We start from the raw sequence: 20,607 nt of genomic DNA, 5'->3' as shown, positions 1-20,607 counted from the left end.
CAACGGGGTCGGCTTCTAAAGGTGGGCGGGTGAACCCGCTTTGAACGGCGGTTTGTCCCGCCGTTCAGGCAACCTGCCGCATATGTGGAAAACTGGCCCGGAAACCCGCTGTTTGCCTGCGGATTGCTGGCCTTGCCCGTTCAGATGGCCTAGGGCCGGATGCACTCCGGTACATCATAAGCGAAAAGCCAGAAAAACGTGAGCGACGACACCCAGATCATCGATCCCCCCGCCCCCGGCGGAGAACCTGAATTCCAGCGGATCGACATCGTCGACGAGATGAAGACCAGCTACCTCGATTACGCGATGAGCGTGATCGTGTCGCGCGCGCTGCCCGATGTGCGCGACGGGTTGAAGCCGGTTCACCGCCGCATCCTGTTTGCCTGCCAGGAAGGCGGCTTCGTCGCCGGCCGGCCCTATCGCAAGTGCGCCAAGATCGTCGGCGACGTCATGGGCAACTACCACCCGCATGGCGACAGCGCGATCTACTTCGCGCTCGTCCGCATGGCGCAGGATTGGTCGATGCGCGTGCCGCTGGTCGATGGCCAGGGCAACTTCGGCTCGATGGACCCGGACGATCCGGCCTCGATGCGTTACACCGAGGCGCGCCTTGCCCGCGTCAGCAACTTCCTGCTCGACGATCTCGACAAGGATACCGTCGATTTCGTCGACAACTACGACGGTTCGCGCTCCGAACCTTCGGTGCTGCCCGCGCGCTTCCCCAACCTGCTGGTCAATGGCGCCGGCGGCATCGCCGTGGGCATGGCGACCAACATCCCGCCCCACAACCTGGGCGAAGTGATCGACGGCTGCCTTGCCTACATGGACAACCCGCTGATCTCGATCGACGAGCTGATCGAGATCATTCCCGGACCCGATTTCCCCACTGCGCCGCTGATCCTGGGCACCGCCGGGGCGCGCAAGGCCTATCATGAAGGTCGCGGCTCGATCATCATGCGGGCCAAGCACAAGATCGAGGAAGGTCGCGGCGATCGCCGTTCGATCGTGTTGACCTCGATCCCATACCAGGTCGGCAAGTCGGGGCTGGTCGAGAAAATCGCCGAAGCCGCCAAGGACAAGCGGATCGAGGGCGTTTCCGACATCCGCGACGAATCCAACCGCGAAGGCGTGCGCGTGGTCATCGACCTCAAGCGCGATGCCACGCCCGAAGTCGTGCTCAACCAGCTCTGGCGCAACACGCCGGCGCAGTCGAACTTCCCGGCCAACATGCTCGCCATCCGCGGCGGCCGTCCGGAAACGCTGACCCTCAAGGACATCATCGAATCCTTCGTGGGCTTCCGCGAGGAAGTGATCACCCGCCGCACCAAGTTCGAGCTGAACAAGGCGCGCGACCGGGCGCACATCTTGCTCGGCCTCGTCGTGGCGGTGACCAATCTGGACGAAGTGGTGCGGATCGTGCGCGGCTCGCCCAACCCGGTGGTCGCGCGCGCCGCGCTGCTGGCGCGCGAATGGCCGGTGGGCGAAATCGCGCCCTACCTGCGACTGGTCGAAGCGATCGAGAACGATGCCGACGACGGCTCGGGCAAGCCCTACAAGCTGTCCGAAACGCAGGTCCGCGCGATCCTCGACCTGCGCCTGCATCGCCTGACGGCGCTGGGCCGCGACGAGATCGGCGACGAACTGGGCGTGCTGGCCAAGGCGATCGAGGAATACCTCGCCATCCTCGGCGACCGGGTGAAGCTCTATGACGTGATGCGGCAGGAACTGGTCCAGGTGCGCGACACCTATGCCACGCCGCGCGTGTCGCAGATCGCCCCGGCGGCAGACGGCATCGACGACGAGGACCTGATCGAGCGCGAGGACATGGTCGTGACCGTGACTCTCGACGGCTATATCAAGCGCACCCCGCTTTCGACCTTCCGCGCACAGGCACGCGGCGGCAAGGGCCGCTCGGGCATGGCCACGAAGGAAGAGGATGCCGTCGGCACGATGTTCATCGCCAGCACCCACACTCCGGTGCTGTTCTTCTCCACCGCCGGCAAGGTCTATCGCCTCAAGGTGTGGCGCCTGCCCGAAGGCGGGCCGGCCACGCGCGGCCGCCCGGTGGTCAACCTGCTGCCCGCGCTCGACAAGGACGAGACGATCGCCGCCGTGCTGCCGCTGCCCGAGGACGAAGGCGAGTGGGGCAAGCTCCACGTCATGTTCGCCACCGCCAAGGGCAACGTGCGCCGCAACGCGATGGACCTGTTCGCCAATATCCCGTCGAACGGCAAGTTCGCGATGCGCTTCGATGAAGGCAGCGAGGACCGGCTGATCGGCGTGGCGCTGCTGTCCGAAGGCGACGACGTGCTGCTGGCAAGCCGCGGCGGCAAGGCGATCCGCTTCCCGGCGGACGACGTGCGCGAGTTCCAGAGCCGGACCTCAACCGGCGTGCGCGGCATGACGCTGAAGGATGGCGACGAGGTGATCTCGCTGTCGATCCTCCACCGCGTGGGTGTGAAGGATCAGGACGAGCGCGAGGATTACCTGCGCTTTGCCCCGTGGAAGGCGGAGAAGGAAGGCGAGCCCGTGATGAGCGCGGACCGCTATGCCGAGCTGGCGGCGAAGGAACAGTTCATCCTGACCGTCTGCGCCAACGGCTATGGCAAGCTTTCGTCGGCCTACGAATATCGCCGCACCGGTCGCGGCGGACAGGGCATCACCAACATCGACAACATCGGGCGCAACGGCCCGGTGGTGGCAAGCTTCCCGGCCGTTCAGGCCGACCAGCTCGTGCTCGTCACCGACCAGGCCAAGCTGATCCGCCTGCCGCTGGCTTCGCTGCGCGTGATCGGCCGCGGTTCTGCGGGCGTGCGCCTGTTCAACGTCTCCGGCGAGGAACATGTGGTCAGTGCCGTGCGTCTTGCAGATGATGGCGCGGAAGATGCCGTCACGGATGTCGTGACGGATGCCGGCGCGGACGCCGGCCCGGACGCTGTCACGGACGAAGGTAGCGAATGAGCGAACAACCGCAGGTCGCCTACAAGGTTCTGACGGCTCCGCAGATGGTGGAGCTGGAGGAAGCCGGCACGTTCAAGGGCGCGCCGGTCGACCTCGCGGATGGCTATATCCACCTCTCGACCGCCGCCCAGCTGGCCGAGACGGTGGACAAGCATTTCGCCGGGCAGGACGATCTGCATATCGTGACGGTCGATCTCGACGTGCTGGGTGACGCGGTGAAGTGGGAGCCTTCGCGCGGCGGTCAGCTGTTTCCGCACATCTACGCCGACCTCCCGCTGAACGCCGCCATTGCCTATGGCCCGCTGCGCCGCGACGAGAACGGTGCGATCGTGTTGCCGGTGGCGGGCTGAGAAAGCCGCCTACTCCGCCCGGAAAGCGCCGCGCGCCTTGAGCGCGCCGATCACGCCGGTGCAGATCATCACCTGCCCGAAGTAGTAGAGCGGCCAGATCAGCAGTCCCGGGAGGGGGCTGGCCGCGAGCGGTCCCATCCGCGCGAAGATCAGCAGGTCCGAGGCAGCGAACAGCATCGCGCCCAGGCCGACGCGGTAGCGCGGGAAGGCGCTGAGCCACGCGGCCGCCGCCATGCCGCCCAGCCCGAGCGCATAGAGCGCCACTTGCGGCGATCCGCTCAGCCCCCAGGAAATCAGCGGCACCCCGATCAACGTCGCCACGCCCAGCGCCTTCTGGCTTGCGCTGGGGTGGGTGCGGCGGTTGCGGACATAGAGCGCGATGGCGGCGAGATGGCCGAGCAGGAACGCTAGCGCGCCGCCGGTGAAGTCGATTTCCAGCACCATGTCGCCGATCGCGCCCAGCGCCATCACCGCCGCAATGCGGTGCGCGTCCTTCGCCGGATGGTGCGCCCAGGCATAGGCAGCAAGAAAAGCGACGCCGCCGCCCTTCCACAGGATTTCGTAGATCCCCGGCACCCGTGTGTGATCGAGCAGCCAGTAGCTGATGCCGAGGGCAAGGCTCGCCACCAGCCAGGGCCTGCGTTCGGCCAGCGCGCGTTTCGGCATTCGTCCCCCCTCGCCTGGTGTGCCCGTGCCCCCTCATGGGGTTGCCGCGCCTGCCATGCAATGCCATTGCGCGGCTCTATGGATCATCAGGTACACATCATCGGCGGCGGCATGGCCGGGAGCGAAGCGGCGTGGCAGCTTGCCAAGCGCGGGATCCGGGTGCGGCTTTCGGAAATGCGCGGCGGCGGCGACATGACGCCGGCGCATCAGGGTGCCGGCCTTGCCGAACTGGTCTGCTCCAACTCGTTCCGGTCGGACGACGACGAGAAGAACGCGGTGGGCTTGCTCCACTACGAGATGCGCTGCTGCGACAGCCTGCTGATGACCGCGGCCGAAAAGGCGCGGGTGCCCGCCGGATCGGCGCTGGCCGTCGATCGCGAAGTGTTTTCCGCCGCCGTGGAGGAAGCGCTGGCCGCGCTGCCCACGCTGGAGATCGTGCGCGAGCGGGTGGACGTGCTGCCTGAAGCCGGGCTGACCATCGTCGCCACCGGGCCGCTGACGGCTCCGGCGCTGGCGACCAGCATCGGCGGGGCCACGGGCGCGGATTCGCTGGCTTTCTTCGATGCCATCGCCCCCATCGTCTACCGCGATTCCATCAACATGGACGTGGCGTGGATGGCGAGCCGGTGGGACAAGGGCGCCGAGGCGTCGTTGGCCATGGGCGGCGACGGGCGGGACTATATCAACTGCCCGATGACGAAGGACGAATACGTCGCCTTCCGGCAGGCGCTGCTCGACGGGGACAAGACCGAGTTCCGCGAGTGGGAAGAAAATACGCCGTATTTTGAAGGCTGTATGCCCGTCGAGGTGATGGCCTCACGCGGGGAGGACACGCTGCGGTTCGGGCCGATGAAGCCGGTGGGGCTGGACAATCCGCACACCGCCAGTCCCGAGTTTCCCCAAGGGCGCTGGCCCTATGCCGTGGTGCAGCTGCGGCAGGACAACAAGCTGGGCACGCTGTGGAACATGGTGGGCTTCCAGACCAAGCTGAAGCACGCCGAGCAGGTGCGGATTTTCCGGACAATTCCGGGACTTGAGAACGCCGAGTTCGCGCGGCTGGGCGGGCTGCACCGCAACACCTTCCTCAATTCGCCCACGCTGCTCGACCGGCAGCTGCGGCTGAAAAGCGCCGATCACATCCGTTTCGCCGGGCAGATCACCGGATGCGAAGGTTACGTCGAAAGCGCCTCGGTGGGGATGCTGGCCGGCCTGATGACGGCGGCGCAAGTGGCCGGGCGGGAGTGGACGCCGCCGCCGCGCACGACCGCGCTGGGCGCGCTGCTGTCGCACATCACAGGCGATGCGGAGGCCGAAAGCTATCAGCCGATGAACGTGAATTTCGGGCTTTTCCCGCCGGTTGACGCATCCGTGAAGAAGAAGTCGCGGAAGGAAGCCTACACCGCGCGGGGCAAGGCGGACCTGGCGGAATGGCTGCCCGCCCTGCCCTGACCTGAACGGCACCTAAGGGCACCCGACCTCACCCGACCGCGCGCTAGCGGCACTTGCAGGCGGGCTTTTTCGCCTTGGCCTTGGTCGTGGCGTATTCGTCGCGGCTGAGCCAGAGATCGCCATTGGCGTCGGCGGCCTTGAAGCGGTTGGACGACGTGGCGGCCCACTCCTCGAACGTGAGGAGGTTGTTGCCGTCTACGTCGAGCTTGCGAAAATCCTTCACGCGGGGGCTGAGCATCTCGTTACGCGTGATGCGGCTGTCACGGTCCTTGTCGAGCCGGTCGAAGCGGCGCTGTTCGCGGCTCTGTTCGCTCGCCTGCGGCAGCGCGGGGCCGACCGCTTCTCCGGGGTCTGCCTCTGGCAATTCCTCCTCGTCCGCGCTCTCGGTCGCAGGGGCCAGCGCGAGCGACGGCGCCGGGGCGGCGCGTTCGGTGGCGGCACGGCCTTCCCACCAGAACACCCCCGCCGCGACAAGCAGCAGCGCGGTGAGCGCACCTATCAGTATCCGGTTCACCGCGCAGCCTTCCCCTTCCCCTGGCGAGGCGGCCGATACTATCGCACGCCGGCCCGCCGGGTAGGTAGAAGTCCCACCATTTTAGCGGATCACCGCCCCAGCAGGCCGAGCCGCAGCAGCGCGGCGAACTGGCGCAGCGGCGCTGCCTGCCCCGCGCGTTCCCGCAGCGCCAGCCCGCGCAGGATCACCAGCGGGCGCAGGCTGCGCGGAAGGCGCGGCGCGGTGCGTGCCGTAACGGGAACGGTGCCGTGCCATTCGCCCGCCGCGTCACGTAACGCAGGCTGGTGCCTTTCCGCCACGCCGGCGAGGCGGGCAAGCGCGGCCAAGGCCTCGACCCGGGTGCGCGCCAGTTCGGTGCCGCCATCCTCGCCCACGTTCTTCGCTTCCCAGCCATCGACCAGACCGCGCAGCGCGGTGCGTTCGGCCTCCCACGGGGCCAGCAGCGCGAGCAGTGGCTCGCCCTTGGGCCACGTGACAGCGGGCGCATCGAAACGGTCGCGCCACCATGCCAGGCGCAGCTGGATCATGATCGGATCGCGCCCTTCCCTGGCGGCATCGGCCAGCCGGTGTTCGAGCGCGAGCAGTCCGGTCCACAAGTCGCGCACGGCGGCCGGGGCATAGGCCACCGCGAGCCGCTCCACCGGGGTCAGCAGCGCGCGGGCGTGTTCACGAGGGGGCAAAGCGCGCGGAATGGCGCGGTTCTCTGGGCTGGACATAGGGGAAACTGAAACTTCCTGCGTGGTGGTAACCGCAATTTAACGCCGTTGATTGGATAAAACCTAACTATCGAACCGTAACGGTACGGACGGCAAAAGTCTGGCCCGACCGCATTGAACAAAGCAAGGCTCAGGGAAAATGCTCGGCAAGTTTCGCTCCATGATCGGGAAATCCCTTTCCGGCAAGGCACTTGGCCGCGCCGTGAGCATCAAGCGACTGGCCCGTTCGACCCGCGGAAATGCCACCGTGCTGATGGCGGTGGCAACGCCGGTGCTGGTTTCTGCCGCCGGATTCGCGATCGATACCTCGCAATGGTTCCTGTGGAAGCGCGAGATGCAATACGCGGCGGACCAGGGGGCGATCGGCGGGGCGTGGTCGCTGGCGAAGGGTATCGTCAAGGATGTCTATGCCACGCACGCCCAGCAGGAATACACCGCCAACCTGGCGGTCACCAAGACCTTCTCTGCGACGCCCACGGTTGCGCTGGTGAACTACAACGGCGGCACGTCCAACGCCATTCTGGTTACGGCGACCGCCACCCGCACCCTGCCCTTCTTCGGCTTCGTCACGGGCAAGTCCACCACGGTGAAAGTGTCCGCGCAGGCGAGCTTCGCCAAGGGCGCGACTTATACCAGCTGCATCATCGCCACCAACCCGACCGCCGACGGCGCGATCACCATCGGCGGTAGCGCGGTGCTGAAATCGGGCTGCGGACTGGCCGCGCTGTCCAATTCGACCAATTCCATCCGCGTTTCGGGCAACCCGACCATCGACGTGAACTACCTGATGGCGGCGGGCGGCATCGACGACTGGTTCGACACGCATACCGACGACGTGGTGAAGGAATACATGACCACGCTGTCCGACCCGTTCAAGTCGCTGACGGCGCCGACGACCACGGCCACCGGATCGGCCAATACCTGCGTGAAATCGGGCGGCGTCACGACGGCGACGATCAATCCGGGGAACTACACGTCGATCAGCACCGCGTGCAACACGGTGATGAACCCCGGCATCTATGTGATCAATGGCGGCACTTTCACCATTCGCGCGCAGGACGTGGTGACCGCCAACGGCGTGATGATCGTGCTGAAGAACGGCGCCAACTTCAAGATCAACGGCGGTGCGGCGCTGAACCTGACGGCGATGACCAATGCGCAGCTGCTGGCATCGGGCCTGAGCAGCAGCCAGGCCAATGCGCTGGAAGGGATGCTGATCATGGAGGACCGCAACAGCGCGGGCAACGTCTCCACGCTGAACGGCACCTCGGATTCGGTCATCAACGGCACGATCTACCTGCCCAAGAGCACGATGAGCTTTGGCGGCACCGCGCGCGTGACCAGCCGCTGCCTGCAGATCACGGCCAACATGATCTCGATCCAGGGCAACGTTAACATGACCAGCTTCTGCCCGCCGGGCCTGCAGACCAGCACTGCGGTGGGCACCGACGCGCCCAAGGTGATCCTGGTCGCGTGATCCGGCTGCGCCGCCTTCTGGGCCATCTGGCCGGCACGGGCGAAGGCTCGGTGGTGGTGGAGTTCGCCTTCATCGCACCGCTGCTGGCGCTGATGGGCCTGGGCACGGTGGACGTGACGCGCATGGTGGCGCGGCGGACGGCCGTGCAGGCGTCGATCAGCGAAAGCGTGCAGATCGTGCTTGCGGCCAGCCCCGATACCGATGCCAAGATCGCCACGCTGAAAAGCATCATCTCGGCCACCACGAGCGTTCCGGTGGCGAACATCGCGATCGTCACGGTCTATCGTTGCGGCACCGATACCACATACGTGTCGCTGCCGGGATATTGTTCGGTGACCGGCGAGATTTCCAAGTATCTCCAGGTGAGCGTGACCGACACCTTCACCCCGTTCTGGACCAAGTTCGGCGTGGGCAAGGCTTCGACCATGACTCTCAAGCGGACCATCCAGCTTTCATGAGGCGCCCGGCCCGCCTCCCCTTCGCGCGCGCTTTCGCCCGCCGGCTCGTCCGCTCGCGCGGGGGCACTGCCGCGATCGAGTTCGCGCTGCTGGGGCCGCTGTTCGTGCTGATGATGATCGCCGTGTTCCAGTTCTCCATGGTGATGCAGGCCTATAGCGCGCTGGCGAGCGCGGCGGCGGACGTGCAGCGCAAGGTGACGGTGCAGAACCAGGCGGGCAATACCCTGAGCGCCGCGCAGATGCGCGACCTCGCGCTCGCCACGGCGACTTCGCGCCCCTATTTCCTGAAAGCGGCAGCGCTGACCGCCACGGTCGCGCAGGCCAGTCCGCAGCGGGTGACGGGCGCCACCGAATATACCATGAACCTGAGCTTTGCCGCGCCGGTGTGGGTCTTCCCCCAGACGGTGAACTTCACCGTGAAATACAAGCGCGCGATCTTCATCAAGGCGGCCGGCACTTAACCATTGGCCGCCGCCTGATGCCGGACTTCGGGACGTTCCGCGTGTGTCCGAAATCAGAAATTAACCAAGCGGATTCACCGGATTTTTCCCGAAGCAGGATAAGTCAGCCAGCGTGATCCTTCGTCTTTTCTCCCTTGTCTCGCGCATCCTGCGGCTGATCGTGCGGCGCGATGGCGCCCGCCCGCTCTCCCGCGAGCCGCGTGGCTTCATGAGCCGGCTGGCCCGCGACCGCGCGGGCAACACCGCGATGATCGTGGCCGGATCGATGGTGCCGCTGCTGGCGCTGGTGGGCGGCGGCGTGGACGTGGGGCGGATCTACCTTGTCCAGTCGCGCTTGCAGCAGGCCTGCGACGCGGGCGTGCTGGCGGCGCGCAAGGAACTGGGCACGATCACCGCCTTCAACCCTTCGACCGATACCGCGCGCGTGGCGGACAAGGGCAACCGGCTGTTCAACGTGAACTTCGGCAAGACGATGTACGGCACGTCCGGCCGGGCGTTCTCCATGGTGATCAGCGACGACCAGTCGATCAGCGGCACCGCCAGCGTCACCTTGCCGATGGCGGTCATGCAGTTCTTCGGACGCAAGCCGGCGCTGATGTCGGTGGCCTGCACCGCGCAGCTCAATGCACCGAACACCGACATCATGATGGCGCTCGACGTCACCGGATCGATGAACGAGACCAACAGCGGCGACACCAGCCCCAAGATCGCGATCCTGAAAACGGTGGTGAAGAACTTCTTCACGACGATGGAAGCGGCCAAGCAGACGGGCAGCCGCATGCGCTATGGCTTCGTGCCCTATTCCACCAACGTCAACGTCGGCCCGCTGCTGAGCAACGACTGGATGGTGACGAGCTGGACCTATCCCTCGCGCACGCTGATCGGCACGGGCTCGGCATCGGGCACCTATACCTACAACACCTCGTCCAACCTGATCTCGGGGACGGCGTGGGACAGCGCCTACAGCGTGGCGGCGACCTACAATTCGTTCAAGAAGACCTATTCGTGTTCGCAGCCGGGGAATACGCTGTCGAACACGACCAAGACGATCTCGACCACCTCGACCCCGGTGACGGGGCCGCCGGCGGGTACGCGCACGGTCTCGACCATCCAGGTGGTCTATAACGGGGCGACCTATTCCACGGTCGCGCTTTCGGGCACGACCTGCACCGCGACCAAGACGACCTACACCAACTATACGCTGCAATACGACACGATCACCGAGCCGAAACTGGCGACCAGCAGCCAGTGGGACTACAAGGACGTGACCAAGGACGTCAGCGGATGGCGGACCGGATCGAACGGCTGCATCGAGGAACGCGGGACGTACGAGATCGCCGACTACGACAATGTGGACCTGACCAAGGCGCTCGACCTCGACATCGACCGCGTGCCCACCGCAGGGTCTCCGGCCACGCAGTGGCGGCCGCAGTATCCGGCGATCATCTATGACCGGGCGATGCTGTGGAACGGGACCGGGGCGCTTTCGACGCTGGAGGTCAAGACGCAGGCCGAATATGTGGCGCCCTACGTCGCCGGGTTCGCGGCGTGCCCGGCGCCTGCCAAGAAGCTCCAGACGTGGACCGCGGCCGACCTGGCCACCTACATCAACGGGCTTCAGGCGGGTGGCAGCACCTATCACGACATCGGCATGATCTGGGCCGGGCGGCTGCTTTCGCCCACCGGGCTGTTCGCTTCGGAGAACGCCAATGCCTCCCCCAGCCGGCCCACCAGTCGCCACCTGATCTTCCTGACCGACGGACAGACCTCGTCCTATGATCTCAGCTATGGCGCGTATGGCGTGGAGCCGCTGTCGAAGCGGCGGTGGAGTCCGTCGTCCGCCCTCACCCTGACGCAGACCGTCGAAAAGCGGTTCTCGTTCGTGTGCCAGCAGGTGAGGAACCGCAACATCACGGTGTGGTTCATCGCCTTCGGCACCGACCTCAATCCGATCATGACCGAGTGTGCGGGCCAGGGGCACTTTTTCTCCGCCGCCAACGCGGGCGAACTGAGCGCCGCGTTCGAGAAGATCGCCCGCTCGATCGGCGACCTGAGGCTTTCGCAGTGAGCGCCTTCCCGCGCCTTGCCGCGCTGGCCCGGTCTCGCGACGGTGCGACGGTGGTCGAGTTCGCGCTGATCCTGCCGGTGCTGATGACCGCGCTGATGGGGGTGTTCGACATCAGCTACAACATGTGGGCGACGACGATGCTGCAGGGTTCGCTGCAGCAGGCGGCGCGCGCATCGACGCTGGAAAGCGCGAGCGGCCTGACCGGCACGATCGACGGCAAGATCACCACGCGCGTGCACGAACTGGTGCCCAAGGCGACGGTGACGTTCTCGCGCCGGGCCTATGCCAATTTCACCAACGTGGGCACCGCCGAGGATTACACCGACACCAACAACAACGGCGCGTGCGATGCCAACGAGCCTTTCGAGGACGCCAACGCCAATGGTGCGTGGGACGCCGACCGGGGCGTCAACGGCGTGGGCGGTGCGCGCGATGCGGTGCTTTACAAGGTGACGATGAGCTATCCCCGCGCGTTCCCGCTGGCGAACCTGATCGGACTGTCCAAGACGGTTTCGGTGACGGCAAGCACCGTGCTGCGCAACCAGCCGTTCAAGTTGCAGGAGGCATCGGCCAAAGTGGGGTACTGCAAGTGAACGCGCGCAAGCTGCTGGCGCGGCTGCGGCGCGCGACGTCCGGCGTGGCCATGGTGGAATTCGCGCTGTCGATGCCGCTGCTGCTGACGATGGGGATGTGGGGCACCGAGTGCGCGCACCTCGCGCTTGTCAACATGCGGATGTCCCAGCTGGCCATGCAGATCGCGGATAACGGATCGCGCATCGGCGACCAGTCGGTGCTGGCCGACCGCAAGATCTACGAATCCGATATCAACGACCTGCTGGCGGGCGCGTCTGTGCAGGCCGGCAAGCTGGGCCTTTACGATCATGGCCGCGTGATCGTGAGCAGCCTGGAAGTGGTGCCGGGCACCACGGGCACGCAATACATCCACTGGCAGCGGTGCCGCGGGGTGAAGAAGGTGACGTCCGCCTATGGCGCGGAAGGCAAGGGTACCGACGGATCGCTGGTGGGCATGGGCACGAAAGGCGAGGAAGCCAAGGCCAGCGTCGATGACGCGGTGATCTTCGTGGAACTGAGCTACGACTACCAGCCGCTGATCTCGAACCTGTTCACCGGCACGAAGCAGACGCGCGTGATCTCGACCACGGCGGCGTTCAACGTGCGCGACGACCGCGACCTGACGCAGATCTATCAGCGCAACACGGCCAGCCCGGACAAGGTTTCGGGCTGCAACACCTATACGGCCTGATCGGTTGGGGGAGAGGCCGGTTGCCGGCCCCTCCCCCGCACCGGGTTCAGCGATAGCAGACCTTGCGCACGGCGGCGGCAATCTTGCCCGCGTCGATCAGCGCAGCCTTTTCGAGATTGGCCGCATAAGGCAGCGGCACGTCCTCGTCGCAGACGCGCAGGACCGGGGCGTCGAGATGATCGAAGCCTTCCTCCATCGCGATGGCGATGATTTCCGACGCGATCGAGCAGACCGGGAAGCCTTCCTCGGCCACGACCATGCGGTTGGTCTTGGCGAGCGAGGCCAGCACGGTGGCCTTGTCGAGCGGGCGCAGCGTGCGCAGGTCGATCACTTCGGCCTCGATGCCTTCGGCGGCGAGCGTCTCCGCCGCTTCGAGCGCGAAGCCGACGCCGATCGAATAGGACACGATGGTCACGTCCTTGCCCGGACGGACGATGCGCGCCTTGCCGATGGGCAGGACGAAATCGTCCATCTGCGGCACGTCGAAGCTCTTGCCGTAGACCAGCTCGTTTTCGAGGAACACGACCGGATCTTCGCTGCGGATCGCGGCCTTGAGCAGGCCCTTGGCGTCGGCCGCGTCATAAGGGGCGATGACGACGATGCCGGGCACGGCGGCATACCACGGGCCGTAGTTCTGGCTGTGCTGCGCGCCGACGCGGCTGGCCGCGCCGTTGGGACCGCGGAACACGATCGGGCAGCGCATCTGGCCGCCGGACATATAGTTGGTCTTGGCGGCGGAGTTGATGATGTGGTCGATCGCCTGCATGGCGAAGTTGAACGTCATGAACTCGACGATCGGACGCAGGCCGCCCATCGCCGCGCCCGCGCCGATGCCGGCAAAGCCATATTCGGTGATCGGCGTGTCGATCACGCGCTTCGGCCCGAACTCGTCGAGCAGTCCCTGGGTCACCTTGTAGGCGCCCTGGTACTCGGCGACTTCCTCGCCCATCACGAAGATGCGATCGTCGCTGCGCATTTCCTCGGCCATGGCGTCGCGCAGCGCTTCACGGACGGTGGTGGACACCATCGGCGTGCCGGCGGGCACTTCGGAATCGCGAACGGGCTTGGCGGTGCTCTTGGGCGCGATGGCCGCGGCGGCCTTCGCCTTGGCCTCGGTGCCGACGGGGCCGTCGGCTTCCTCGGCCTTCGGCTCGGCGGCGGGGGCCGGAGTCGGCGCGGGAGCCGGGGCGGCGGCTTCGTCCTCGCCCTGCATGGTGGCGATCACGGTGCCGACCTTCACGCCTTCCGTGCCTTCGGCCACGAGCAGTTCGCTCACGGTGCCTTCGTCCACCGCCTCGAATTCCATCGTCGCCTTGTCGGTCTCGATCTCGGCGATGATGTCGCCGGATTTCACTTCGTCGCCGGGCTTCACCAGCCACTTGGCGAGGGTGCCCTCCTCCATCGTCGGGGAGAGCGCGGGCATCTTCAGTTCGATGGCCATCTCAATACTTCTCCACCAGCACGTCGGTATAAAGTTCGGCGGGCGCAGGCTCGGGCGAACTTTCGGCGAAGTCGGCGGCTTCGACCACCTTCTGGCGAATCTTCTTGTCGATGTCCTTGATCCGGTCCTCGGTGATCCCGCGCTTCAGCAGTTCCTGCTTGGCGGCTTCGATCGGATCGTGCTTGTCACGCATTTCCTGCACTTCCTCGCGGCTGCGATACTTGGCAGGATCGGACATCGAGTGACCGCGATAGCGGTAGGTGTTCAGCTCCATCAGCACCGGGCCATTGCCGGCGCGCACATATTCGAGCGCGACTTCGGCGGCCTGGCGGACTTCCAGAACGTCCATGCCGTTCACGTCCATGCCGGGGATGCGGAACGCGGTGCCGCGGCGGTAGAAATGCGTTTCGGCCGAGCCGCGCTTGACCGCGGTGCCCATCGCATAGCCGTTGTTCTCGACCACGAAGATGATCGGCAGCTTCCACAGCGCGGCCATGTTGAAGGTTTCGTAGACCTGGCCCTGGTTGGAGGCGCCGTCACCGAAATAGGCCATGCACACGCCGCCATCGCCGCGATACTTGTGCGCGAAGGCAAGGCCGGCGCCGAGCGGCACCTGCGCGCCCACGATGCCGTGGCCGCCGTAGAACTTGTGATCGGTGCTGAACATATGCATCGAGCCGCCCTTGCCGCGGCTGATGCCTGCGCCGCGCCCGGTCAGCTCGGCCATGATCACCTTGGGGTCGATGCCGTAGGCGAGCATGTGGCCGTGATCGCGGTATCCCGTGATCACGCTGTCGTGGCCTTCGTTGAGCGCCGACTGGAGGCCGACCGCGACCGCTTCCTGCCCGATATAGAGGTGGCAGAAGCCGCCGATCAGGCCGAGGCCGTAAAGCTGGCCGGCCTTTTCCTCGAAGCGGCGGATGAGCACCATCTGCTCGTAGAATTTGAGCAGCTGTTCGTCGGTGGCGTCGAAACGCTTGTTGTTGGCATGGGCCTGCTGGAGGCTGCGAAGCGCGAACGTCGCTTCGTCCTCGGCGGCGATGGCCTCGCTCGGCTTGACCGCGGGGGCAGCCTTGGCGGAGGTGGAATTTCGGGCGGCGCGCGGCCCGGCGGGTTTTGCCAAGTCTGGGTTTCCTTTTCTGGCAGCCTCGCTTCGCATTGGTTGCGAAAGTCACTGATCCTATAGGACCTGTGCGCCGCATTCCGCAACGCCGGAGCCCCGCCCGCGCACAGCTTCGGATACCTATTCGGGAGCCAAGGCCGATTATGTGCCGGTTTGGTTCTTTTTGCGGGATTGTGCAACCAAGGCGAGAATGTCGCACGGTTCCGCCGCAGCGGAAGGACGATCTCTGGCAAAGGCGGGATGGAAGGAAATGGTGCGCCCGGAACGATTCGAACGTCCGACCCTCAGATTCGTAGTCTGATGCTCTATCCAGCTGAGCTACGGGCGCACTACCATTTCATGCCGCCTTTCAGCGGCCATTTCCCCGACCAAATCTCCCTTGGGAGAGAATGGTGCGCCCGGAACGATTCGAACGTCCGACCCTCAGATTCGTAGTCTGATGCTCTATCCAGCTGAGCTACGGGCGCCGGGGAGACGCGCCTTTAGGAGGCCGATTCAGGGTTGGCAAGTCATTTCAGCATTTTTGTGACAGCTGCCGCGAGGGGCACGTCGAGAGGCGGCATGGGCAGTTCGGCAAGCGACGCGCGGTCGCACCAGACGATGGCCGCACCGGGTTCCGCAACGGGTTCGCCCTGCCAGTTGTCGCAAGTGTAGAGCAGCAGCACGACCGGCCGGGCAGCCCCCGCCCCGCTCGTGGCGAAGGTTAGCGGGAACAGGTTTTCGGGCGCAATGGCGATGCCCAGTTCTTCCGCGATCTCGCGCACGAGGGCTTCTTCCGCATCCTCGTGCGACTCGATCTTGCCGCCGGGAAACTCCCACAAGCCGCCATGTTCCTTACCATCGGGGCGTCGCTGCATCAGTACGCGCCCTTCCCCGTCCAGCAGGGCGAGCGCAACGACCATTAGAATCATGAAATTACAGCCACTTGCGCTTTGTGAACAGGATCAAGGATTTGTTAGCATTGCTGTCTTAATACGTGAAATTGCCGAAATGCACAGGATAAGACGGTGAAACAGACCTTGCGCAAATTGCTGCGTGACGAAGTGGGGGCAACGGCCATCGAATATGGCTTGTTGCTGGCCGTGTTCTCCACATTCGTCATCTTCGGACTGAAATCCATGGCGGTCGGTGCTGGCGGTCTCTGGAATATCGTCGAGGCCAAGGGCGTCCAAGCCATGGGGCAGCATTAATCCCTTCTTAGGCAATGCTGCGTATTACTACGAATGCTCGCTCCGGGGACAAAAATTGGGGCGAGACGGGACAAGAAGACACCAACAGGAGACTGACCATGAAGCTTTTCCGTGACCTGTTCGCCAACGAAGACGGCGCCACCGCGATCGAATACGGCCTGATTGCCGCTCTCATCGCCGTTGCTGCAATCACCGCGATGACCTCGCTGGGTGGTTCGCTCTCGGGCACCTTCGACAAGGTCTCGACGGAAGTCGCCAAGGGCAACTAAGCCCCTGACGCAGTGAGATAGCGAACGGGCGGGGTTTCCCCGCCCGTTTTCGTTTGCGCGCCTGAATCGCCTGCCCTGGCGCCGACCACTTTTCCGGAGCTGGCGCAGGATGCGTGCAAGCGGGCGCGCGCCGATGGCCAGCGTGCCCGATGCAAGAGCGACAGCGACCTGCCCACGGCCCACCGCCGAATCAGCCCGCTTCACGGCGGGTTTTTTAATGTCCGCCCGATTCATTTTTGCAGTGCCGCAGCGGCTTTCTGCATTTTGAACCAAACCCAAGTGCCATATCGGCACGCTAATTTTCCGAAAAATGTGTCATTATATCAATGCGTTATATGAATTTTCCGTTGACGGGGCGCCTCGCAACCGCGCGGTCTGGCGCTAATTCGTTCTTAAGGATTGCTGCGTAGAAATGCAGATGCCCGCTCCGGGGACAAACAGGAGCGGGACGGGACAAGAAGACACCAACAGGAGACCGACCATGAAGCTTTTCCGTGACCTGTTCGCCAACGAAGACGGCGCCACCGCGATCGAATACGGCCTGATTGCCGCTCTCATCGCCGTTGCTGCAATCACCGCGATGACCTCGCTGGGTGGTTCGCTCTCGGGCACCTTCGACAAGGTCTCGACGGAAGTCGCCAAGGGCAACTAAGCCCCTGACGCAGTGAGATAGCGAACGGGCGGGGTTTTCCCCGCCCGTTTTCGTTTGTGCGCGGCACGCGGACGGACAGCGCCCTGCCCCGCCCGGTTGCCTTCAATAGACGACCAGCTTGACCTTCTGGCCCGGCACCGGGCGGCTCGTGGCGGAGAGGCCATTGAGGACGAGGAAGCGGTCAAGCTTGCTGTCGGTATAGGCCATGCGGCTGGACAGCGATTGCAGGGTGTCGCCAGAGCGCACCGTGACGACCGAGAGCCGCCGCGGCCTGACCGCGCCCGCCTCGGTCGCGCTGATCCGGCGCATCGACTGGAACATGGCGTCGAACTGCCCTGCCTGTCCGGGCTGGCTGATCGTGGTGAAATGGAAGGCCTGCTGCGGCCCCCAGGCATAGGCGAACACGACCACGTCCACGGGGCTGCCGTTGCTGGTCACGCGCTTGGAACCCCACGCGGCGGGAATGCCGTTTACCGTGGTGGTGCGGATCGAATCGGGTTCGATGCGCTGCTCGGCCAAGCCGGCGAAAACGATGCGGACGTAATTGTCGAGATTGCCGTCGAAGGCCGCGGACGAAAGCTCGCCCTTGCCCGCGCCGCCCGAGACCGCGACCGACTTGGTTCCGTTGACCAGATAGTATCCGGCCGGTGCCGAGAATGCCATGCGGAAGCCCGGGTGGACGAACGAACGGCCATCGACCACGCCCTGTTTCGGATCATCGCCCACCATCAGGCCGTCCACGCGGGTGAGGAAGGTATCGCGGTTGGTGATGCCACGCGCGTTGGTGCTCGCCTGCGCCATCGCCGTGCGCACGCGCGAGGCGGGATCGGGGTGCGTGCTGGCCCATTCGGGCGTCTGGTCGGTCGATCCCTTGAGCCGCGCATCGAGCGCGTTCTGGTTGGCGAGGCTTTGCAGCACGCTCGACATCGCGCGCGGATCGTAGCCGGCGCGGCGCAGATAGGTGATGCCGAGCGTGTCCGCCTCGGATTCCTGCGTGCGCGAATACTTGAGCGTGAGGAGCTGGCTGCCGGTCGAGAAAATCTTCTGGCCGAGCTGGCCGATGGCAGAATTGCCGAAGATCGCGCCCGACAGGACCGTGCCGAGCACGCCGAGGATGGCGTTGCGCGTCGATGCGCTTTCACGCTTGGCGGCGTGGCGCGCGGCGACGTGGCCGACTTCATGCCCCAGCACGCCGGCGAGTTCCGCCTCGTTGTTCATCAGGGTGACGAGCTGGCGGGTGACGTAGACATAGCCGCCCGGGATGGCGAAGGCGTTGTTCACCGGGGAATTGAGCAGCGTGACCGTGAAATCGCTGCGCGCGTTGCCGAGGCCGGACTGGACCGCGATCGTCTTGCCGACCGATTCGACATAGCTGGCCTGCGGGCTGGTGATCGCGCCGCCAAATTCCTGGAGCAGCTGCGGGTGCGCCTTGGCCCCTTCCTGCTTGTCCGCGGCGCTGATCGCCTGGACCGGCTGCGCGCCGACGGAAGTGGCAACGGGCGCTCCACCGACGGCGAGCGCCAGTGTGGCGGCGCCGAGCGCGCGAATCGGAGTGGTCAGTCGGCGTGGCATGGCGGTCTCCCAGACGTTTCGCGTAACGAACACGTCTGTGCCAAAGGCGGTTCCCGCAGACCAGCGTGCCGAACCGCAATGGACGTCGTTTTCGGGGCGGACCGCCGCGCCGAATCAGGCGCCGATGCGCAGGAAGCGTTCGGCGCGCAAGGTGCGGAGCGTTTGTGCGTCCTTGCCCGCAAGGCCGTCCAGTTCCTCGCCAATGGCCTTGCCGAGCGCCAGCGCGGCGGCGGTGGGATCGCGGTGAGCCCCGCCGACCGGCTCGGGCACGATGCGATCGATCACGCCAAGGCCGAGCAGATCCTGCGCGGTGACTTTCATCGCCTCGGCCGCTTCGGGTGCCTTTTCCGACGTGCGCCACAGGATCGAGGCGCAGCCTTCGGGCGAGATGACCGAATAGACCGCGTGTTCCATCATCAGCACGCGTTCGGCGCTGGCCAGCGCCACCGCGCCGCCCGATCCGCCCTCGCCCACGATGGCCGCGACCATCGGCACGCCGAGCGCGAGGCAGGCCTCGGTCGAGCGGGCGATGGCTTCCGCCTGGCCACGTTCCTCGGCCTCGACCCCCGGGAACGCGCCCGAAGTATCGACCAGCGTGACCACCGGCAGGCCGAAGCGGCTGGCCATTTCCATCAGGCGGACCGCCTTGCGGTAGCCTTCGGGCTTGCCCATGCCGAAGTTGTGCCGGATGCGGCTTTGCGTGTCGTTGCCCTTTTCGTGGCCGATCAGCATGACCTTGCGGCCGTTCAGCGTGGCGAAGCCGCCGACGATGGCCTGATCTTCGCCATAGAGGCGATCGCCGCCGAGCGGCATGAAGTCGGTGAAGGCCTTTTCGACATAGTCCTTGAAGTGCGGGCGCGCCGGGTGGCGGGCGACCTGCGTCTTCTGCCAGGGCGTCAGCGCACGGTAGGTGCTGGCCAACAGCTCGGCGGACTTGCTTTCGAGGCGGCGGATCTCGGCCGTGATGTCGAGTTCGCCAGTGGCGGCCGTGTCACGAAGTTCGGCGATGCGGGCTTCGAGCGCGGCGACCGGCTTTTCGAATTCGAGATAGGAAATCATGGTTCCCGCGCTACGGGCGCGCGCGGCTCCGGTCAACCGGGAGCGATATCTCTCAGGGGATGGCGTGCATTCACCAGCGCCACCAGCCGCGCCGAATCGACATGGGTGTAGATCTGCGTGGTGGCGATGTCGGCATGGCCGAGCAGCGTTTGCAGGACGCGCAGGTCAGCGCCGCCTTCGAGCAGGTGCGTGGCGAAGGCGTGGCGCAGGACGTGGGGGCTGACCTTTTCGGGATCGATCCCGGCTCGCCCGGCCAGATCGCGCAGCAGCTGGAACAGGCGCACGCGGGACAGGTGCCCGCCGCGCGGACTGGGAAAGACAAAGCGCCCGCCGCCGGGGCGCACATCGAGCCACGCGGTGAGCGCACGCCCTGCCCGCGCGCTCACCGGCACCATGCGCTGCTGCCCGCCCTTGCCGGTGATGGTCAGGAACGGCACGTCGCGGGGAACGGAGACAAGCGGGAGCGAGACAAGCTCGGTGGCGCGCAGGCCGGAACCGTAGAGCAGTTCGAGCAGCGCCAGCATCCGCACCGCTTCTGGCCGACCACCCACGGCATCCTCCTCGGCCAGTGCGAACAGCCGCGCGATTTCGGCGTGATCGAGCAGGCGCGGCAAGGGACGGCGCGCGCGGGGGCGCGGCAGGGCGGCGGAAGGATCGTCCGCGCGCAGGCCCTCGTCCTGGAGAAATGTGTAGAACTGGCGCAGGGCCGACGATTTGCGCGCGACGCTGGACGGCGCGAGATCCTGCCAGGCGGCGGCAAGCCGGGCGAGATCGTCCTTGTCCGCGCGCACAAGGTCGCCGATCTGCTCGCGCGCGCCTTTCAGGTCGCGGCGATAGGCATCCAGCGTGTTGGCCGCCGCGCCGCGTTCCGCCGCCAGCATGGCGAGAAAAGCGGCGACGGCATCATCGGGCACGGT

The 20,607-nt window shown here is 65.7% G+C and carries 21 protein-coding genes and 2 tRNA genes; 12 read left to right on the top strand and 11 right to left on the bottom strand.

Annotated elements, in window-relative coordinates:
• Positions 1-198 precede the first annotated feature (198 nt).
• Positions 199-2,961, top strand: a complete 2,763-nt coding sequence (gene gyrA / locus OLX02_RS11770) for a DNA gyrase subunit A (protein ID WP_264423053.1) — start codon at positions 199-201, stop codon at positions 2,959-2,961.
• Positions 2,958-3,311: a DUF952 domain-containing protein gene (locus tag OLX02_RS11765; RefSeq protein ID WP_264423051.1), complete on the top strand. Its 354-nt coding sequence runs from the start codon at positions 2,958-2,960 to the stop codon at positions 3,309-3,311. Before gyrA ends, OLX02_RS11765 begins: the two co-directional genes overlap by 4 nt.
• Before the next feature lie 9 nt (positions 3,312-3,320).
• On the opposite strand, the gene OLX02_RS11760 is transcribed toward OLX02_RS11765, so the two are convergent.
• A complete protein-coding gene (locus tag OLX02_RS11760; protein WP_264423049.1) occupies positions 3,321-3,977 on the bottom strand; it encodes a lysoplasmalogenase in 657 nt (218 codons plus the stop codon).
• Positions 3,978-4,055: 78 nt separating this feature from the next.
• On the opposite strand from OLX02_RS11760, the gene trmFO reads away from it, so the two are divergent.
• Positions 4,056-5,426, top strand: coding sequence for a methylenetetrahydrofolate--tRNA-(uracil(54)-C(5))-methyltransferase (FADH(2)-oxidizing) TrmFO (gene trmFO, locus OLX02_RS11755; RefSeq protein ID WP_264423047.1), 1,371 nt, complete (start codon positions 4,056-4,058; stop codon positions 5,424-5,426).
• 43 nt (positions 5,427-5,469) lie between these two features.
• Here trmFO and OLX02_RS11750 read toward each other — a convergent pair whose 3' ends face one another.
• Together OLX02_RS11750 and OLX02_RS11745 are read right to left on the bottom strand one after the other, a co-directional pair.
• The gene (locus tag OLX02_RS11750; RefSeq protein WP_264423045.1) at positions 5,470-5,940 is read right to left on the bottom strand and encodes a hypothetical protein; all 471 of its coding nucleotides are present in this window, start codon (positions 5,938-5,940) and stop codon (positions 5,470-5,472) included.
• 89 nt (positions 5,941-6,029) lie between these two features.
• Positions 6,030-6,656 (bottom strand): hypothetical protein, encoded by a 627-nt coding sequence (locus OLX02_RS11745; protein WP_264423044.1) that lies wholly within the window; start codon positions 6,654-6,656, stop codon positions 6,030-6,032.
• Positions 6,657-6,816: 160 nt separating this feature from the next.
• On the opposite strand from OLX02_RS11745, the gene OLX02_RS11740 reads away from it, so the two are divergent.
• The 6 genes from OLX02_RS11740 to OLX02_RS11715 all read left to right on the top strand — a co-directional run bounded on the left by OLX02_RS11740 (position 6,817) and on the right by OLX02_RS11715 (position 12,384).
• Positions 6,817-8,133: a TadE/TadG family type IV pilus assembly protein gene (locus tag OLX02_RS11740; RefSeq protein WP_264423042.1), complete on the top strand. Its 1,317-nt coding sequence runs from the start codon at positions 6,817-6,819 to the stop codon at positions 8,131-8,133.
• Positions 8,130-8,591, top strand: a complete 462-nt coding sequence (locus OLX02_RS11735) for a TadE/TadG family type IV pilus assembly protein (RefSeq protein WP_264423040.1) — start codon at positions 8,130-8,132, stop codon at positions 8,589-8,591. Before OLX02_RS11740 ends, OLX02_RS11735 begins: the two co-directional genes overlap by 4 nt.
• Positions 8,588-9,052 (top strand): TadE/TadG family type IV pilus assembly protein, encoded by a 465-nt coding sequence (locus tag OLX02_RS11730; protein ID WP_264423038.1) that lies wholly within the window; start codon positions 8,588-8,590, stop codon positions 9,050-9,052. Before OLX02_RS11735 ends, OLX02_RS11730 begins: the two co-directional genes overlap by 4 nt.
• 112 nt (positions 9,053-9,164) lie before the next feature.
• Positions 9,165-11,120, top strand: coding sequence for a pilus assembly protein (locus OLX02_RS11725; protein WP_264423036.1), 1,956 nt, complete (start codon positions 9,165-9,167; stop codon positions 11,118-11,120).
• On the top strand, positions 11,117-11,713 hold the full coding sequence (locus OLX02_RS11720) for a TadE/TadG family type IV pilus assembly protein (RefSeq protein ID WP_264423034.1): 597 nt from the start codon (positions 11,117-11,119) through the stop codon (positions 11,711-11,713). Before OLX02_RS11725 ends, OLX02_RS11720 begins: the two co-directional genes overlap by 4 nt.
• A complete protein-coding gene (locus OLX02_RS11715; RefSeq protein ID WP_264423032.1) occupies positions 11,710-12,384 on the top strand; it encodes a TadE/TadG family type IV pilus assembly protein in 675 nt (224 codons plus the stop codon). The genes OLX02_RS11720 and OLX02_RS11715 overlap by 4 nt, the downstream gene beginning before the upstream one ends.
• Before the next feature lie 46 nt (positions 12,385-12,430).
• On the opposite strand, the gene OLX02_RS11710 is transcribed toward OLX02_RS11715, so the two are convergent.
• The 5 genes from OLX02_RS11710 to OLX02_RS11690 form a co-directional block, all read right to left on the bottom strand.
• Entirely contained in the window at positions 12,431-13,825 is a 1,395-nt protein-coding gene (locus OLX02_RS11710; protein ID WP_264423031.1) for a pyruvate dehydrogenase complex E1 component subunit beta, read from the bottom strand.
• Between the two features lies 1 nt (position 13,826).
• On the bottom strand, positions 13,827-14,948 hold the full coding sequence (gene pdhA / locus OLX02_RS11705) for a pyruvate dehydrogenase (acetyl-transferring) E1 component subunit alpha (protein WP_264423029.1): 1,122 nt from the start codon (positions 14,946-14,948) through the stop codon (positions 13,827-13,829).
• Positions 14,949-15,199: 251 nt separating this feature from the next.
• Positions 15,200-15,276 (bottom strand) — tRNA-Arg (locus OLX02_RS11700).
• 62 nt (positions 15,277-15,338) lie between these two features.
• Positions 15,339-15,415 (bottom strand) — tRNA-Arg (locus OLX02_RS11695).
• Between the two features lie 42 nt (positions 15,416-15,457).
• Positions 15,458-15,859 (bottom strand): (deoxy)nucleoside triphosphate pyrophosphohydrolase, encoded by a 402-nt coding sequence (locus tag OLX02_RS11690; protein WP_264423027.1) that lies wholly within the window; start codon positions 15,857-15,859, stop codon positions 15,458-15,460.
• Positions 15,860-15,955: 96 nt separating this feature from the next.
• Here OLX02_RS11690 and OLX02_RS11685 point away from each other — a divergent pair, with 96 nt between their 5' ends.
• The 3 genes from OLX02_RS11685 (at position 15,956) to OLX02_RS11675 (ending at position 17,059) form a co-directional block, all read left to right on the top strand.
• Positions 15,956-16,138, top strand: coding sequence for a Flp family type IVb pilin (locus OLX02_RS11685; protein WP_264423025.1), 183 nt, complete (start codon positions 15,956-15,958; stop codon positions 16,136-16,138).
• 98 nt (positions 16,139-16,236) lie between these two features.
• Positions 16,237-16,407 carry a Flp family type IVb pilin gene (locus OLX02_RS11680; RefSeq protein WP_264423023.1) on the top strand — a complete coding sequence of 57 codons (171 nt, stop codon included), beginning with the start codon at positions 16,237-16,239 and terminating at the stop codon, positions 16,405-16,407.
• Between the two features lie 481 nt (positions 16,408-16,888).
• Positions 16,889-17,059, top strand: coding sequence for a Flp family type IVb pilin (locus OLX02_RS11675; protein ID WP_264423023.1), 171 nt, complete (start codon positions 16,889-16,891; stop codon positions 17,057-17,059).
• A gap of 102 nt (positions 17,060-17,161) precedes the next feature.
• On the opposite strand, the gene OLX02_RS11670 is transcribed toward OLX02_RS11675, so the two are convergent.
• From OLX02_RS11670 to OLX02_RS11660, 3 genes are all read right to left on the bottom strand, one after another.
• Positions 17,162-18,631: a M48 family metalloprotease gene (locus OLX02_RS11670; RefSeq protein ID WP_264423021.1), complete on the bottom strand. Its 1,470-nt coding sequence runs from the start codon at positions 18,629-18,631 to the stop codon at positions 17,162-17,164.
• Positions 18,632-18,745: 114 nt separating this feature from the next.
• Positions 18,746-19,690, bottom strand: a complete 945-nt coding sequence (locus tag OLX02_RS11665; protein ID WP_264423019.1) for an acetyl-CoA carboxylase carboxyltransferase subunit alpha — start codon at positions 19,688-19,690, stop codon at positions 18,746-18,748.
• Between the two features lie 32 nt (positions 19,691-19,722).
• On the bottom strand, positions 19,723-20,604 hold the full coding sequence (locus tag OLX02_RS11660) for a tyrosine recombinase (protein WP_264423017.1): 882 nt from the start codon (positions 20,602-20,604) through the stop codon (positions 19,723-19,725).
• Positions 20,605-20,607: the final 3 nt, after the last annotated feature.

This window comes from Novosphingobium sp. KCTC 2891 (assembly GCF_025938155.1).
In the GTDB taxonomy this organism is placed as follows: Bacteria; Pseudomonadota; Alphaproteobacteria; order Sphingomonadales; family Sphingomonadaceae; genus Novosphingobium.
The sequence above is the reverse complement of the archived record's forward strand: the minus strand, read 5'-3'. Positions and strand labels throughout refer to the sequence as shown.